6 protein-coding genes are annotated in these 16,834 nt (G+C 62.8%); 4 read left to right on the forward strand and 2 right to left on the reverse strand.

Annotation, left to right across the window (positions count from 1 at the left end; all coding sequences use genetic code 11):
- Positions 1–5: 5 nt before the first annotated feature.
- Together EG244_RS12330 and EG244_RS20680 are read right to left on the reverse strand one after the other, a co-directional pair.
- The gene (locus tag EG244_RS12330) at positions 6–11,309 is read right to left on the reverse strand and encodes a calcium-binding protein (protein WP_124965299.1); all 11,304 of its coding nucleotides are present in this window, start codon (positions 11,307–11,309) and stop codon (positions 6–8) included.
- A 139-nt stretch (positions 11,310–11,448) separates the two neighbouring features.
- Complete coding sequence (locus EG244_RS20680) at positions 11,449–11,691, reverse strand: hypothetical protein (protein ID WP_199737954.1); 243 nt, start codon at positions 11,689–11,691, stop codon at positions 11,449–11,451.
- Between the two features lie 126 nt (positions 11,692–11,817).
- Between EG244_RS20680 and EG244_RS12335 the strand changes: the two genes are divergently transcribed.
- The 4 genes from EG244_RS12335 to EG244_RS12350 form a co-directional block, all read left to right on the forward strand.
- Complete coding sequence (locus EG244_RS12335) at positions 11,818–12,336, forward strand: YdcF family protein (RefSeq protein WP_233589001.1); 519 nt, start codon at positions 11,818–11,820, stop codon at positions 12,334–12,336.
- On the forward strand, positions 12,326–12,604 hold the full coding sequence (locus tag EG244_RS12340) for a Mur ligase domain-containing protein (protein WP_124965300.1): 279 nt from the start codon (positions 12,326–12,328) through the stop codon (positions 12,602–12,604). Before EG244_RS12335 ends, EG244_RS12340 begins: the two co-directional genes overlap by 11 nt.
- An 86-nt stretch (positions 12,605–12,690) precedes the next feature.
- On the forward strand, positions 12,691–16,161 hold the full coding sequence (locus EG244_RS12345; protein WP_124965301.1) for an amino acid adenylation domain-containing protein: 3,471 nt from the start codon (positions 12,691–12,693) through the stop codon (positions 16,159–16,161).
- An 83-nt stretch (positions 16,162–16,244) separates the two neighbouring features.
- Positions 16,245–16,834 (forward strand): glycoside hydrolase family 3 N-terminal domain-containing protein (locus tag EG244_RS12350; protein ID WP_325050391.1); only part of this gene is annotated, 590 nt, incomplete at its 3' end.

The raw sequence follows: 16,834 nt of genomic DNA on the forward strand, positions 1-16,834 counted from the left end.
AAGTCTTATTCAGCGGCAAGCGGCAGGGCATCGCTCTGCCTCAGGGCCGCATCCACATGCATCTGCAACACCTCTGCGAGGCGTTCGAACAGAAGTTCAAGCGTCAGCGGATCGATCGTGCCCGAGATCAGCCCGGCTTCGATGAGCGTCGTCAGCATGCTGTCGGCCATGACCTCAGGGCCTGCGCCCATGGCAATCATCCGCGCCAGCCCGTCAAGCATATCGGGCTCATCAAGCTGGTCGACGACCGTGCGCCACAGGTCAGGGTCCCCCGCAGAGGTGCTGATCTGACGCAGCGCCACCACGCGGCCCGCACCGCTGCTCAGATCATCGTTGCGCCCGTCGAGCGGATCGCCGATGGCGGCGTTCTGCTGCGCGTTCGACACCACATCCACCGCGCCCTGTCCGGCGAAGTTCGAGGTATAGAGGTAGCGCTGGTTGTTCTCTGCCGGGCCCTTGAAGGACTGCGGCAGCCAGGCGCGGAAGAGCCCCGCATAGGCATCCGAGAAGATCGCATCCGAGGCGGTGTCGCCGTAGAAAAGATCCGGTCCAAGGTTGCCGATCATGATATCGGGCCCCGCCTCGCCATAAAGCGTGTCGCGCCCGCCCAGCTCAAAGGCGTAGTTGGTGTCGATGGTCAGCCATTCGGTCAGACCGCCTTTATCGCTGTCCTCCCAACGGCGGGTGATGATGGCGGAATCGCCGATCAGGATGTCCTGGCCCTCGCCGCCATAGAGCAGATCCGCGCCAAAGCCCGCGATGATGATGTCATTGCCGTCATTGCCATAGAGCAAATCCTCGCCCTCGTCGGCCTGCATTTTCACGGATTGCACGAGCAGCATACGGTCCGCTGCGGTCTGCCCCTCCAGCGCCTCATCGGGATGCAGGAAGCTAAAGAGCGCATTATCGCCCAGGATCACGTCATCGCCCGCGCCCGCGCGGATGGTGTCATTGCCCGCCTGGCCGAGCAGGATGTCATCGCTGGTATCGGTCAGATCGACCTCAATGAGGTCGTGCCCGCCGCGCTCAATATCCGTCAGCGTCAGAGAGACCAGATCGGTTGCATTGACAAAGGTCGCGGTGCCGCTGTCGCCAAGGACCAGATCCTCGCCGCTGCCGGCGTGAAGCGTGTCATTGCCCTGACCGCCGATCAGGATGTCATTGCCGGTGCGGCCATAGATGACATCATGGCCACCCTGCTCGCCCAAAGCCGCCGTCACGCTGCCCGCAACTCCGTTCAGCGGGGCCGCCCAGGCGCCGTTGTCGCCCAGAAGGATGTCATTGCCTGCACCGCCGTCGATGGTCTCATGGCCCGCGCCCCCCATGATCACATCATGGCCGGAGCCGGTGGTGATGTGGTCATTGCCGCCGCGGTTGATCTCAAGGCTCTCCATGGTGTCGCCTTCGTCATCGGCGAGGCCAATCCAGGAGACATGGCCCGCATCCCCGATCACCCGGTTGCCACCGTCGCCGAGCTCCGCGCGGTCATCGCCGCCGCCGAGCACAACCCGGTTGCGGCCGTCTCCGCCCTCAACGGTGTCCATGCCGTCTGCTGCGGTCCAGTGGCCGGTGGCCTCGCCGGCCAGGATCTCGCCGGTATCCCCGATGATGACGTTATGGCCATCCGCGAAGGTGATGCGGTCATTGCCCAGACCACCGATGGCGCGGTTGTTGCCACTGCCAAGGCTGATGACATCATTGCCGGTGGCCGTGCCGGTGCCGGTGAGGATGGCCGTGACACTGCCGTCGGTCTCACCGAGCAGCCAGATCACCCCGTCATCGCCGATCACCGCATCATCCCCCTCACCGGAGGTGATGCTGTCATTGCCGGTCCCGCCAATGATCAGATCGTTCCCGCCCCCGGTGGTGATGGTGTCATGCCCGCCCATGGCATCGGTGCGCGTCTCAAAGGAGGTGATCCCCTCATTCAGACGGGTGCCGATGACGATGCCGAAATCGCCAAGAACAATGTTATTGCCGTGAAGATCGCGGATGGTCTCATCGCGGCCGCCACCGATCAGGATGTCATTGCCCTCTCCGCCGTCGAGCCAGTCATTCCCGGCATTCTGAGAGCTGTCGAAAATCGTCTCCACGCGCTCTGCGACCAGATTGGCCGAGAGTTTGACGCGGCCAAAATCACCGAGCATCACATCGACGCCCTTGCCGCCTTCCAGTCGGTCGGCCCCGCCGCCGCCCAGCAGAATGTCGTCGCCGCGCCCCCCGAGCAGCGTGTCATTCCCATCGGCCAGATCCTGAACCGCGAGATAGACCGCTTTGTTGAAGCCGGTGTTGCGGTCGTAATCGCTGAGCTGAACGGTGCTGCCGTCTTTCACCGCAGTGATCTCAAACCGCCCGCCGGTGATCAGATCAACCCCGCGGCCGCCTGCCAGCAGATCCGCCCCAAGGCCGCCTTCGATCACATCATTGCCCATCTGGCCATAAAGGCTGTCGGCGCCGTCGCCGCCGATGATCAGATCCGCGCCGTCCTGGATCGCAAGGCGGTTGATCCGCGAAGCTGCATCAAGGAGCTCGCGGGTGACCTTCGCCGCCGCGGCTTCGGTCTCAGCCCGCAGCTTGTCGGCGTCCTGCTGTGACAGACCCGCGAGGTTTTTATCGGCTTCGGCCCAAAGGGCCTTCACCGCGGCCGCGATCTCTGCGGAGGAATCGAGCTGGCCGTCTTCCCCGGCCGCAGCCCCCCAGCCCCAGACCTCTGAGCTGGCGGTGGTATGGACCCTGATCACATCCGATCCCGCGCCGCCTTCGACATAGGCGTGAAGCCCGCCGACGGTGATCTGATCGTGCCCGGCGCCGCCATAAACGCGCACCTCACCCTGCCCGCCGATCAGCACCGGCTCCGGCGCAGCAAAGGTCCCCATCATCGCCCCGATCCGGGCGCCCGGCGTCGTCTGCGCAGCCCCTCCCTCGCGGGGGGCGGTCGGATCAAAGGCCATGCCCGCGCGGATAACGTCATTGCCGCCACCGGCAAAGACCATAGCATTGCCATTGCCGGCGATGATCCTGTCGGCGGTTTTCGAGGCCTTTTCCTGCGTGAAACGGGTGTAATCTTCGGCAAGACCGGCCAGCGTCACACGCTCAGCGAGGCCCGCAGCGCTGGTGACATTATAGCTCGCCCGCGCCTTGCCGCTGGTGTCGATCACCCCCTCGCGGGTGATGCCCAGCAGCTCGGTCACCGCCTCAAAGGTCAGATCTTTCTTCGCATCGCCGGTGTTGCTTTGCGCAAACTCATGCAGGAAGAGATCGCGCAGACCGTAATCGCCATCGCCAAAGAAGACCACATTGCCGCTGGGCACATCGATATCGTCGTGCCCGCTGCCCCCGAAGATCACATAGGTGCCGGTGGCATTGGCGCTGCCGCGCACCACATTCTGCCCGTCCCCGAGGAAGACCACCACAAACCCCTGGTCGGGCAGCGTGACCACATCATTGCCTTCATCGGCATAAAGCACGATCGGAATATCAAGGCCGAGGCCCGACATATCGATGGTGTTATTGCCCTTGCCCGCCGGAATGATCAGCCCGCCGATGTCGCCCGACATCATGCCGCTCATCGCGCCCTGCTCGTTGCCGAGATTGACCTGGATGCCGGGATCCGAAGCCCCCGTCATCATCCGCGCCGCGGGGGCGCCGAAGGAGACGACATCATCGCCGTCTTTATCCATATCGGTCAGCGAGCCGCCGATATTGGAGCCGATCGCCAGCGTCGCGGTGCCACCGGGCTTTTCGACTTTCGGCGCCGGACCGGTCGGCAGCGGCAGGCCGCCAAAGGGGAAGCTCTTTTCAATATCAACAACGGGGATGTCCAGATTGATACTGATGATTCCGAGATTGATCCGCACCCAGACGTCGAGGAAGAATTTGACGTCAAATTTGCCCTCGAAGATATAGCCAAGCATATTGCCCGGATCTTCGGCACTGGCATTGATGATGGCGATCAGCTCCGTGATGCGCATCTTGCCGTCGTCGTTCGGGTCATTAAAGCCCAGCTGCAGACCCGCGCCGCCGCCCACCGTCAGGCCGACAATGCCAAGGTTCAGCGCAATCGCCAGCTCAAAGGAGACGTCGATAAAGGGCTTGGTATCCATGAAGATACCATCGAGCAGCCGCAGCGGGTCTTTGGTATTGACGAAATTGACGATGCCCGAAAGGTCATAGCCCACCGAAATCCCGGCGTAGGCCTTGGCTCCGATTTCAAACTGCAGGCCCAGCGAGACAATCTTGCTGATAAAGCCCGGCAGACCCATCATCTGCACCGCCAGATCGACGAAATTCGTGCGCGGCAGGTTCAGGTTCAAAAGCGTGAAGTGAACCTTGACGAGATCGACCTGATCGAACTTTCCAAGCAGCAGGTTGATCGCCGAGAAAGGATCGCTCAGCAGCGGGATTTCCAGCGCAAAGCCGCGCGTCAGGCTGCCGAAGACGCCAAAGGGCTTCTCCTCCCCGCCGAGGAAATTCGCCGTCATCGGACGGTCCAGGGTGGCCGATGCGGTGTCGATCTTTCCGACCTTATCCTCACCTTTAAAGGAATTGGTGAAATCAAAGCTGCCGAAGACATATTCGCCACCGGATGCGTGCAAAGTTGCCACGAAGTCCGAGATGTCTTTGACCACCTGCAGCACATTGTTGACGATGCCAAAGATCGGGAAGGCCTGGGACAGCGCATCCACGACCAGGCTGAAGGGCGGCGACTGCATCCAGCCAAGCGCATCCGCCAGCGGCTCAATAAAGGCCATCAGCGGCTCGACCACCGGGCGGATGATGGCGTCGTAAAGCACGCTCGCGTCGATGCGGACGTTCTCAAAGGCCACGCGGTCAAAGACAAACCCAAGGCCATTGGTGCTGTCAAACGCGCCCTGGATCATCAGCTCAGCTTTCGCCGAAGGGATGATCTGATAGCCGCCGATCAGCAGCGGATTGAAGCCCGTTTTCGTCGGATCAAGGATATTGGCAATCAGGCCCAGCTGGATATCGACATCCACATTGAAGGCGAATTTCACCAGGTCTTTGCTTTTGAGCTTGCTCAGATAGATCAGCCGCTCAAATTCCAGCACCTCCCCGGTGCCATCTTTCAGCGCAATGCCGCTGAAATCCGCCTGAATATCCCCCGCGCCGGCGGTGACATCCCTGCCGACAATCAAAAGGCCCTGCTCGCCGTAAAGATCAACGCCCAGCTCCCCCTTGACCACCGCCGTCCCCTCGGCGGTGCCAATACCGGTGAAGCCATCCTCGGTCGCCGTCACGGCGTCTGCAGAAATCCCCAGCACTCCAAGCAGCTTGGCCGAGCCCTGGAAGCTGCCGGCATCTGCGCGAACCCCGATGCGGATCTCTTTGGCATTGGTGTCGTTCAGCAGGAAGAAGCCGTTTTTATTGAAGCCAAACCCAAGGTTGACGCTGTAATCGAGCGCAATGCGGATGCCCGAGCCTTCTTTCACCGCCAGCTCAAAGCCCGGCAGACCCAGCTCAAAGCCGATGTCGAGCATCTGATCGAAGATCACGGCGCTGAAGTTAATCGCACCATAGATATAGCTGTCGCTCATCCCGCCTTCGGTGTTCAGGAAGGCTTTGATGAATTCGATCTTCTCGCCACCGGGATTGAACAGCTCATTGAGCTTGTCGTTGAACCAGCCGGTCAGCAGATCCACCGTCGTCGGCAGCGTGCCGTCTTCTTTCGGGGTATTGGCAATCTCGCGCGCCTCGGCCAGCGCCCCGAGGCGGAATTCGGTGAAGAAGGTCACCGCCGAGCCGATGGCATTGCCGACCACCGGCAGTTTGATCCCGGCCAGATATTGATCAAACAGATCCTGCATCCGGCCGAGGATCATATCGAGACCGTTCAGCACCTGCGCGGGATTGTTCAGAAGCGACAGGATGTTGAAATCATCAAGGAAGGAAGTGAGCTTGCTGATTTCCGGCAGTTTCAGCTCATATCCGGTGAGCGTGCCGTTATTAAAGAGCGTCACCAGATCGCCTGAAAGCGGCGCGCCGCCCTGCAGTTTCAGCAGATCGGCCTTATAGGTAAAGCCGTGCTCTTCGGGATCAAGCAGGCCCAGGCTGTCCTGGAAGGGCAGATCGACATAGATGCCGATGCCAACCTCCACCTCGAAGAGATCCGCCAGCGACCGCTCGTCGCTGGTGAGGATGTTGAAGATGTCGCTCAGATCATACTGAGTGTCATCTGTTCCATCGATGTCATTGAAACCGATGCTGATAAAGGCCGGATCGGTGCTGCCTGCTCCCGCCGTGATCAGGGCCGCGCCATCGACCACCGCAATGGAGATCGGGCCAAGGCCCAGCTTCAGGTTCAGACCCTCTGCCGCACCGGCGGTAAAGCTCAGATGCAGACCGGATTTAACGGTGTCGAGGTAAAGACGCGGGGCGCCTGTCTTCCGCTCGCCTTCCAGCTGTTCAGAGACGACCGCGCCTTCAAAGACCTGGCCCTTCACGTCAAAGCCCAGAAGCCGCGCGGCGTTAGAGCCGCCGATCTCCAGAATTTCAAAGGTCACCGCATGGCTGATATCCACGCCGGAGACCGCAAAGACCAGCGGTGCAGCACCGATGCCTGAGGCGAAATTGGTGCCGACCAGGGTGACGACATCGTCAACCACCACGGCACGGACCAGTTGTCCGGCCGGAAGGGTCCAGCCCCCGACCCAGCGCGAGGAGACTTCGCTGCGCGCAATATCCGCCGCCGCCAGCGCCTCATTGATCGCCTGTGCAAGGCCCTCTGCGGTGCGGCCCGCTTCTGCCGGGATCGCAAGATCGGTGCCGTCGCCAAGGCTGTCTGCGTCTTTGCCAAAAGCGATATGGAACTTCATCGCAGCGGCATAATCCACCGGCGCACCGCCGGTCTCAGCAAGCAGTGCCAGGCTTGTGAGCTGATCGGCCACTTGCGAGACCACGAAGTCCGCGCCGAAGAACGTCTTCACATCACTGCTGTCGATCTTCTCGCTGTTGGCATCAAAGAGGGTGATCAGACCGGTCGCCTCATCCAGCGTGAAGCTGACGTGTTTGCCGACGGCGGTCTGCAGCGCCTCATTGATGCGTTCGACCGCATCGCCCAGCGTGGTCGCGCCGTTCAGATCAATATTCACCGCTTTGCTGGTGCCATCGGTCAGATCTTTCCAGCGGATCCGCAGATCCTCTGCCCCCTCAGAGGAAAAGACGAGGGCACTGACGCTGGAGAGATCTGCAAGCCTGGTCTCAGCCTTTGCGATGGGCGGATCGGCCAGAACGCGGCTCAGGTCCAGACCGAAGTGGAAGGACATCGTAAGATCGGGGTCAAAGACCAGATTTCCGTCGCCCTGCACATCGGCGAGGTTCGTCAGGATCTTTGCGGCCTCCGGGCCCACGATGTCCGCCAGCTTATCGCCGATCAGCGCATCGAGATCGAAGTTGAACGGCAGCGACAGCGCGAAATCTTTGAGGAAAGAGAACTCCAGCCCGAAGAGCAGCGTTTTGGCGGCGCTGTCCCACTGCAGATTCACAGTGTCCTGACCAAAGACGTCTTCAAGCACCGATTTCAGCCGGTTCAGCCCGGTCTGCGGATCGTCGCGCAGTTCCTGCACCTGCGCGGCCAGCTCTTTGGCGAAATCCACCGCATCCAGAACCGAGAAGTTCAGCAGCGGAATATCCTGCGCCAGGAAGGGCAGCTTTTCCTTCAGCGCCTCGCCGGTCACGCTGACCAGGTTCAGGATGGTGCTGAAACTGTCGAGGATATCGCCCTCGCCCAGCGTGCCAAGCGCCTCAATCGCTTCGGCGCCATCGCCGATCAGCCGGAAATTCGCGCTTTCCAGCGGATTGGTGAGGTCATCCACGCTCAGCGCGATGCCGTCGATGATGCCTTCATTCAGCCCCGAGATGCCCGCGACATTCAGGCGGACATCGCCAAGCTGCAGATAAAGTTGCGACAGCACGTCGTCGGGGCGCAAAGTGTAGCTATCCGCATCGACAATCTGCAGCCCGGCGCGTGTGCTGACTTCCTTCCCCTCAGCATCGAGGGCTGTGCCCGCGCCATCCGTGACGATACCGCCCTGCAGGTCGGTCCGGCCCACAAGTTTGTTCAGCCCGCGCAGGACATCCGTTTCCCCCGCAGCATCGGTGTTCAGGAAAGCATCGAGAATATTCTGCAGCGAGACACGGTCTGAGAATCCGGCCGCAGCGCTTCCCCCCACGAGGGTAAAATCAAACTGCGTGTTGATGGCCAGGAAGTTCTGGCTCGGATCGTCAAGACCGATCGACAGATCCATCAGACCAAGATTGGCAAAGCCTTTGATCTGATCACCGAAGGCGGCGATTTCTGCCTCAAGGGCGAATTTGTTGAAGAAGATGCTGTCGAGCATCGCCTGACCAACGGATTGCAGCCCGCTCGTCTCTGCGTCCAGATTGCGGCGCGCCTCAAGCGCGTTACCGGCCTGCGATTCCCCCATCAGCGAGCGGGCAAAGCCCACGACGTCGATGCCGACGCCGAGGCTGAACTCAGCCGAAAGCGCCGCCGACAGCCGCGCAGAGAGCGAGAGGTTCGACAGATCGCCCATCCCCAGATCATCCAGCGAGAAATGCCCGCTGGTGGTGGCATTCAGGCTGACTTTGGGAAAATCAAAGATCAGCGCGCCGTCTTTCGTGAGGGTCAGGGTCGCGCCCGCCATATGCGCGCTGGTCGCCAGCTTGCCGTTGACCCAGCCGATCAGCGAGGTCAGATCAAAGGCCCGGGTCAGCCGCTCCGGATTGACGCCGAATTTCAGATCGAGAGGTTCAGCCCCGGCGGCCTCAAATTTGAAAGAGGTTTTGCCCTCTGCGACGGAAGCGGTGACCGCAATCTCCAGCCCCGCGCGCTCAAAGGCCTTTTCAATCCCGGCCTGCAGCGTGGTCATGGAGCCCCAGCCATCCGCAGGCTTCAGAACCGGCAGCAGGATCTCCTGGCCATTCACTTCCGCGCTGAAGGTCAGCCGGTCCATCCCCTCCAGTTTCGCTGCGAAATCAGCAGGGAGCGTCCAGGTGAAGCTGCTCTGCGCGGTCAGCATCAGGGCGGGGATATCTGTGGTATCCTTGCCAAAGACATCGCTGACCTCAATCAGGGCGCTCTCATCAAAGCCGAGAACCGAGAGATCCCAGGGAACCAGAACCGTTTCCTGAACGGTCTCAGTCCCGCCCGTCGGCTTGCCATCCTCATCAAGGATATCAACCACTTTGTCGACGATCACCGGATGCTTCGGCCCGGTCAGCGCCAGAGCCCAGGTCGGGGCCGCGCCGCCGATGGTGCCCAGCCGCAGCTGACCGCCGGCGGAGGTGGCGGTAAATCCATAGGGCTGCAGCGCGGGTGCCAGAAGGGCGGCGAGGGCGGCGGTGCGCGCCTCAAGCGTGGCGGTCACGTCATGCAGCGCATGATCGCCGGTCAGATCGACCACAACTTCCTGCAGATCATAGATGACTTTGGTGGCATCTGCCGGATCGACGGTCTGGGTGCTGAGCGTGAAGCGCAGCTCGGTCATCCCGGCCAGGCGGCCGGGATCAAACAGGGCCTCACGCCCGGTCACTTCGGTGGCGATATGACCGTCAAGCCCAGTGTTAAAGCCCAGCTCCGAAGGTTTGATGACAAAGAGATCATCGAGCTTCGAGAAGACATCCGCGATTTCGCCCAGAACATCCGACAGCTCAATATCCGTGAAGGGGATCTCAAAGTTCAGCATCGAGCTGCGCAGCAGACCCGCGAGGCTGTCCCCCACATCGCGCAGGAAGCCGGTGATCTGGTCCATGCCCATCGCGGCCAGACCCTCGATGGTCTCCTCAAGGACGCCGCGCAGCTCCTCATGGGCCACCGCGCCCGAAAGATCGACGTCAAAGCCCAGCTGCGCCTCAGCGATCACCCGCTCCATCCGCGTGGCAAGGCCGGGGTTTGCGCCATCCTGCGTGCTCAGCAGCACCGAATTCATCGTCATGCCGATGCCAAAGGGCAGCCCGTTTGCGCCGGTCACCGCCTCAAAGAAATCGAGTTTGCCCGCAAGGCCGAGAGAGATCAGCGCATAGCTTTTATCGGCTTCAAGCGTGACGAAGGGCCGCTCGGCGGGCGTCACCGCCGGCAGCGGCCCGCCGTCCTGAGGATCCGCCGGGGCGGCGGGGGCGTCCTCTCCCACTTCGCGGATCTTCAGCCCGGCGCTGAGGCTGAAATCGGTGTTCAGCCGCTCATAGTCAAAGCCATCCGCCGATCTGACCATCCCGAAGCCCAGATCGGTGCCGCTGGCGAAGCCGAGGGTGAAGGCGATTTCGGCAAATTGCAGGCTCTCGACCGTCAGGCTCAGCAGGCCAAGGTTCACTCCAGGTGTTCCGGGCAGAGCAATGCTGCCGCCGATGCTGACCAGCGGATCGAAGTCAAAGTTCTGAACACTGAGCCACAAAAGGGGATCGGTTTCCACCGCCCCGCGGCCCGCCACCAGATCGAAGGTCATCGACCCGGTTCCGTCGTTCAGCGTCACGTCAAAGGGCAGAGCCACGCCGCCAAAGGCCCAGGAATTCAGCCCGTCAAAGACGTTGTCGATCAGCCCGTTCAACCCGGAGCCAAAGCCCGGCAGTTCAATCTCAACGGTAACGCCGGGGCCGTCCGCCTTTTCGCTGAAGGTGACCGACTGACCGGTGTCGGAGACAATGTCTTTCAGCTCAACGCTGTAGGAGGAATTTCCTGCCAGCACCGAGTTTGCCGCCGTCAGAATATCCGCGGTCAGCGCGGCCTGGTCTTTTCCAGCCCCCTGCCCCAACTCGAGAAGCTCTCCGGCGAGGGTGCCTGCGCGGGCCACCACCTCATTGCGGCTCAGCGCCTCAAAGCCAAAGACGCTGTTCAGCTGATCAGGGCTGATGACCCCTGCCCCCAGAACGCTGTCCATCGCCGCCAGCAGATTCTGGCCGCGCGTGCTGCCCTCGGTGTCAGAGGCCAGCGCCCTCAGGCTGAGTTCCGAGCCGGTGCGCAACTGCTCCATCGCCTGCGACAAAAGCCGGGTGATCTCCTGGATTTTCGCGGCCGAATCGCCCTCGCCCGCCGGAGCGAAGCTGTCGAGAACCGAGAGCGCCGGTTCGGTGAATTCGGTGAACTGATCCAGCACCGAGCCAAGGCCCGCCAGCTGCGCTTCGAGCATCTGATGCACGCCCGAAACCATTTCCGCAAAGCCGCCCAGGCCACTCAGGTCCCAGCCAAGGCTTGCATCCATCAAAAGGCGCGGCTCAAGCGGGGTGAAATCCGGAAAAACCGGAGAGACCGGTTCAGACAGGCTGTGACGCGCGAAAGAGGGCAGCAGGCGGTTCATCTTTGCTCCGGGTTATCAATCGGGAAAAGCACTGATACCAGGAGACTGGTCGCAGCCCTTCAGGGCTGCGAAGCCGGCTCCGCACTCGTCGAGAGGCATGAATTCAACCAACAACCTAAAGTTTAATAACCCCTCCTGTTTACCACTCAGCTTTGTTCCCTGCCAGAAAAATCCAAAGGTAAGTAAGGTATACCATACCTATAAAGGCTGATTTTGGCCTTGCCATGCGATTTTCGGGTGAAAGTTGGCGAAAGACAGGAGCTGCCTGCGCAACTTTCAGGTTACGCAACCGCGCCGTTCCGGGCAATCCCTGCGCAGCCCGCAGCACCTGGGAAACCTGCCTGCGCGCGCCCTTGTACCAGAGGTAATCTTCGGGTTCCATTTCTGTCGCCATTCACCCGCAGGGCGAATAATGTGCCGGGAAACCGGTCGCTCCGGCCGATCATTCACTGTCAGGACTTTCATAGACACACTCGCCAGCCGCCAGGCCATATCGTCGTTTCTGTTTTTGCGCGAGGAGCCACAGCCTGTTGATCTTGCGTTCGTTTTTGGCAGCCCGACCCTCAGCTCCCTGCAGCCGGCGATTGCGCTTTATCAGGCCGGGCTGACGCGGCGCATTCTGATCAGCGGCGCGGGGAAGGCTCCGGGATTTGCGACAGAGTGGCAGTTCTATCAGGCCGCGGCCATGGCAGCCGGGGTGCCGCAAAGCGCGCTGATCCTTGAGAAAAAGGCCCGCCATACCAGAGAAAACGCCGCCTTCGGGGCGGCGCTGATCGCGCTTGATCCGGGATGGGCGCAGGTGCGCAGCATGGCGGTCTGTGCGAAGCCCTTTCACATGCGGCGCGCGGTGATGACGCTGCGCCGGCATCTCCCGGAAGGCATCCGCCTGATCCCGCAGCCCCCCTCGGATCCCGCGGATCTCGCCGCTGAGACCTGGTGGCGCACGCCCCAGGGGCGGGAGCGTGTGCCGGGCGAACTCGGGAAAATCAGCGACTACGCTTTGAAGGGTGATCTCGGTGATTTCTGAGGGCCGATCGGCCTATATGATGGGCATTGGCGGCACGGGTATGCTGCCGCTCGCCCTTCTGCCGCGAGAGGCCGGGCATCAGGTCTCGGGCAGCGACACGGGCTGCTCTGCTGGGCGGCGCGCGCTGCTGGCGGCCGCAGGCATTCAGCCCGCAGCCCGGCTCTGCGGCCCGCAGATGGCACAGGCAGATCTGCTGATCGCAAGCCCGGCCATTGCCGGCACCCACCCTGACGGCGGCTGGCACGGCGGCAGGGCCAGCGGATCCTGAGCCGCGCCGCCGCGCTTTGCGCGCTGATCTCGGGTCGGGAGACGGTCTGCATCGCCGGAAGCCACGGCAAATCAACCACTTCGGCCATGCTGATCCATATCCTCGCACAGGCCGGGCTGCGCGACTTTGGCTATATGCCTGGCGGCAGTTTTCAAACGGCGGACCTCTCCCCTGCGCGGTTGAATGCGCCCGGGACCCTTTTCGTCACCGAGGCCTGCGAGGCCCATGGCGCGCTCGGCGACTGGCAGCCCGGGCATATCATTCTGACCAATGCCGATGACGATCATGCCGATCACTACGGCGGCCCCGAGGGGTTGCGGCAGGCTTTTGCCACTTTTCTCGCACGGCTGGCCGCCGGGGGCAGCCTGCTGGCCTGTGGCGACGATCCCGGGGTTCAGTCTCTTCTGGAGGCTGATCCGCGAAAGGCGCTCACCTATGGCTTTGGAAAGCAGAACCGGCTGCGCGCCGAGGCGGCCGGGACGGATCTTTGGCACATCCGCTTTGAGGATCAGGATCCGGTCCTGCTGCGCCTCAGACTGCCGGGCAGGCATAATGTCCTCAACGCGCTCGGCGCTCTGGGCATGGCCATGCGACTTGGCGTGAACCTGAGCACCGCGGCAGAGGCGCTGGCCGGTTTCAGCGGTGTCAGCCGACGCCTTCAGCCGCTGCAAACCAGCGCAGCGATCACGCTTTATGATGATTTCGCCCATCACCCCACGGAGATCCGCGCGGCTCTTTGTGCTTTGCGTCCGGGCGCGACGGGACGGCTGATCGCGGTGCTGCAACCGCAGCTTCACAGCCGTGTCTCTGCGCGCGCCGATGCCTTTGTCGAGGCGCTGTCGCAGGCCGATCTGAGCTATCTTTTGCCCGTCTCGGCGGAGGGTGAGAGCAAAGGTGACGGCGATGCCGCCCTGCTGGCCGCGCTGAACCGACGCCAGATCCCCTGTCAGCCTGTCGCGGGGCGAGAGGCTCTGCTGGCGCAGTTGCAGGAGGATCTGCGCCCCGATGACACACTGCTTGTCATGGCCGGAACCAGCGGGGCCCCGCTTGCGCCCTGGCTTGCGGCAGCGCTGCAACCGCCCCGGGAGAGGCGCCGGGATTTCAGCATTCTGCACGGACCCGAGCGAAAGATCGACCGCGATCTGCTGGCAGAGATTGCCGGTCACTGCCGCCGCAACCCGACCGCTCCGGCCGTCGAAATCGGCAGCCGCAGCCTGAGCTACGCGGATCTTTTGCAGCGCGTCGAAAATCTGGCCGCGCTGCTGCGGAAATCCGGGGTGAAACAGGGCCTGAGCGTTGGTGTCTGCCTTGGGCGCAGCCTTGATCGGCTGACCTCATTTCTGGCCATTCTGCGGCTTGGCGCGGTCTATGTGCCGCTTGATCCGCAGCTCCCGCGGGAGCGGATGGCAAAGATGATGCAGCAGGTCGCGCTGCGCCATGTGGTGGTCAATGCGGCCAGCCCTGCGGTGCCCGGATGGCGCAGGAAAACCATCAACTGCGGTTTTCTGCCCGACCCCGCCTCTCTCGCGGCTTTTGACTGGGCGCTGCCGGAGTTTGATCCGCAAAGCGCGGGCTATATCGTCTTCACCTCAGGCACCAGCGGCACGCCAAAGGCGGTGGAGGTGCCGCGCCAGGCGCTGACGAACTACGCCTTTGACGCGGCGGAGGCCTTTGGCATCACACCGACGGCCCGGGTCTCGCAGCTCCACAGCTTTGGCTTTGATGTGGCCATCGGGGATATGATTATGGCCATGGCGGGCGGCGCCTGCCTGGTTCTGCCGACCGATCTGACCGCAAGCCCCGGCGCACCGGTTGGCCGCTTCATCGCCCGGGCGCGGATCACCCATCTGAGCCTGACGCCCTCAGCGCTCGCGTTGATCCCGGCCGGAGAATGTCCCGATCTGACCCATGTGGTCGTCGCCGGAGAGCCCTGCCCCTCGGCACTTGTCAGCCGCTGGAGCCATATTCCGCAGTTCATCAATGCCTATGGCCCCAGCGAGGCGACCATTGAAGTCAGCTATGCCCGCTGCCATCCGGAGGGGCCGATCACCATCGGGCGGCCTTTTGCAAATTGTGGCATCTGTCTTCTGAATGCCGGGCAAAATCCCGTGCCCCAGGGCGATGAGGGGGAGATCTGGATCTTCGGAGAGGGCCTTGCGCTTGGCTATCGCGGCCAGCCTGAGCTGACCGCAGAGCGCTTTGCCACCGTCACGCTGCCGGGCCTTGCCCCCCGGCGCATGTACCGCAGCGGCGACCGCGGGCGTCAGTTGAAAGACGGGCGCTTTTTGTGCCTCGGCCGCATGGACAATCAGGTCAAATTCAAGGGCTACCGCATCGAGCCCGAAGAGATCGAGGCCCGGATCTGCGCCTTCCCCGGCATCGCCGATGCCGCCGTCAGCCTGCTGAAACCCGAGGGTCTGCCAGAGCGGCTGATTGCGCATTTTGTCATGGCGCCGGATGCGGATGTCCCTGAGATTGCGGCGCTTCGCAGCCACCTCTCCCGCTGGCTTCCCGCCTATATGCTGCCCGCCTTTTTCCTGCCGGTGCAGCAGATCCCGCGCAGCCTGAACGGCAAGCGCGAGCGGAGCAATCTGCCGCTGCCGCCGGGCCTGCAGACAGCCCCCGCCCCGCGCCGCAGCGGCACCCCGACCGAAGAGAAGATCATCGCTCTGGTGGAAGCACAGATCGGCCACGGGGCGCTGAACGGGGTCCGGGACCCTCTCTCTGATGCGGGTCTCGATTCAATCGCCATGGCCAACCTGCTCTTTGCCCTGGAGGAGGCCTTCGACGTCCGGCTGATCAGCCCGGAAGATGAAGCTTTTGAGACGGTTGAAACACTTGGGCTTTTGATCGACACACTTCTCGCCCAGCCCGCCGGGACAACCGAAGGCGGCGGCAATTTTGCAGCCCGGCTGCTGCCGCATGTTGCCCGCTGGCCGGGCACAAGGATCGGGTCTTCGGGCCTGTTGTTCCGCATCAAACCCGGGCCGCAGATGCCGGGGTCGTCGCTCTTCTGGTGCTTTCAGTCCGGGGGCGAACTGGCGGCTCTTCACGAAGCGCTCGGGCCGCAGGTTGCGCTTTATGGGCTGCGCTCGGGGCATCTTGCGGTGGACTATACCCCCGGGACGCTGACGGCCATGGGGCAGCTTTATGCCCGGCTCATCTGTGAAGCGCAGCCCGAAGGGACGCTGCATATCGGCGGCAATTGCCAGGGCGGTATGGTGATGCGCGCCGTCGGCCTTGAGCTGATCGCCATGGGGCGTGAACCTGCCATGACCATCCTGATGGAGCAGGGCCGCTTTAGCCCCTACCCCGCGCCGGTGACGCTGCTCTTTGGCGAAAGGAGCTATCTGAACCCCTATGCGCAGCTTGCGGATCCCGATCAGATCTTCCGCCGCGCCTATCCGGCCGGATACAGTGTGGATATTCTGCCGGGCGCGCATGGCAGCTATTTCACCCCGGATCCCGTCCGGGCCCTCGCGGCAGCCATCTCCCGAAGCCTGTCACGCCCCGGGGGCGGCGCAGGCAAAGCGCCAGAGCTGCAGGCCAGCCAATGACGGCAGGCCGCGCGCTCTCCCGCAAATTCGCCCGTCTTCGCCGCAGGGTGAGGCCGGGTCTGCGGGCTTTGCGGGATCTGCCGATGGCCCTCACCTTTCCGCTCGCCCTGATCCCCCGGCCCCCGCCGTCAGACCCGCTGGAGCGGGCGGTCGCAGATCTGCTGCTGCTGGGCTTTTATGGCAAAGACCCGCGCGCGCTTCCGGCGCGTCTGCTGGCTCGCCAGATCCGGGACGGGGAGGTGGGCGGCGTGTTCTTCGTCTCTGACAATGTCGCAAAACCTGAGGCTCTGCGCGGACTTGTGCAGATGATGCAGCCACCCGGCCGCCAGCCTTTGATCGCGATCGACCACGAAGGCGGCCTCGTGCAGCGGCTGAAGGCAGAGCATGGCTTTTCGCGCCTGCCCTCTGCCCAGGACATGGCCAGATTGCATAGCCCCGAGGCCGCGAGAGGGCTCTATGCCGGGGCCGCAGCGGAACTGGCCGCGGCCGGCTTCAACCTGAGCCTTGGCCCTGTCCTCGATCTCTGTGATCCGCAGAATGTCGCCATCGGTCAGGCGGGTCGCGCCTATCATGAGAAAGCGGATCAGGTTGCCCGTTACGGCGCGGCCTTCACTGAACCGCGCCGGGGTTGCCGGAGGCTGATTAGGGTTAGTTACGCGGCCATGGGCTCAGT

Origin of the sequence: Falsigemmobacter faecalis, assembly GCF_003863335.1 — a bacterium.
Taxonomy (GTDB): domain Bacteria; phylum Pseudomonadota; class Alphaproteobacteria; order Rhodobacterales; family Rhodobacteraceae; genus Wagnerdoeblera; species Wagnerdoeblera faecalis.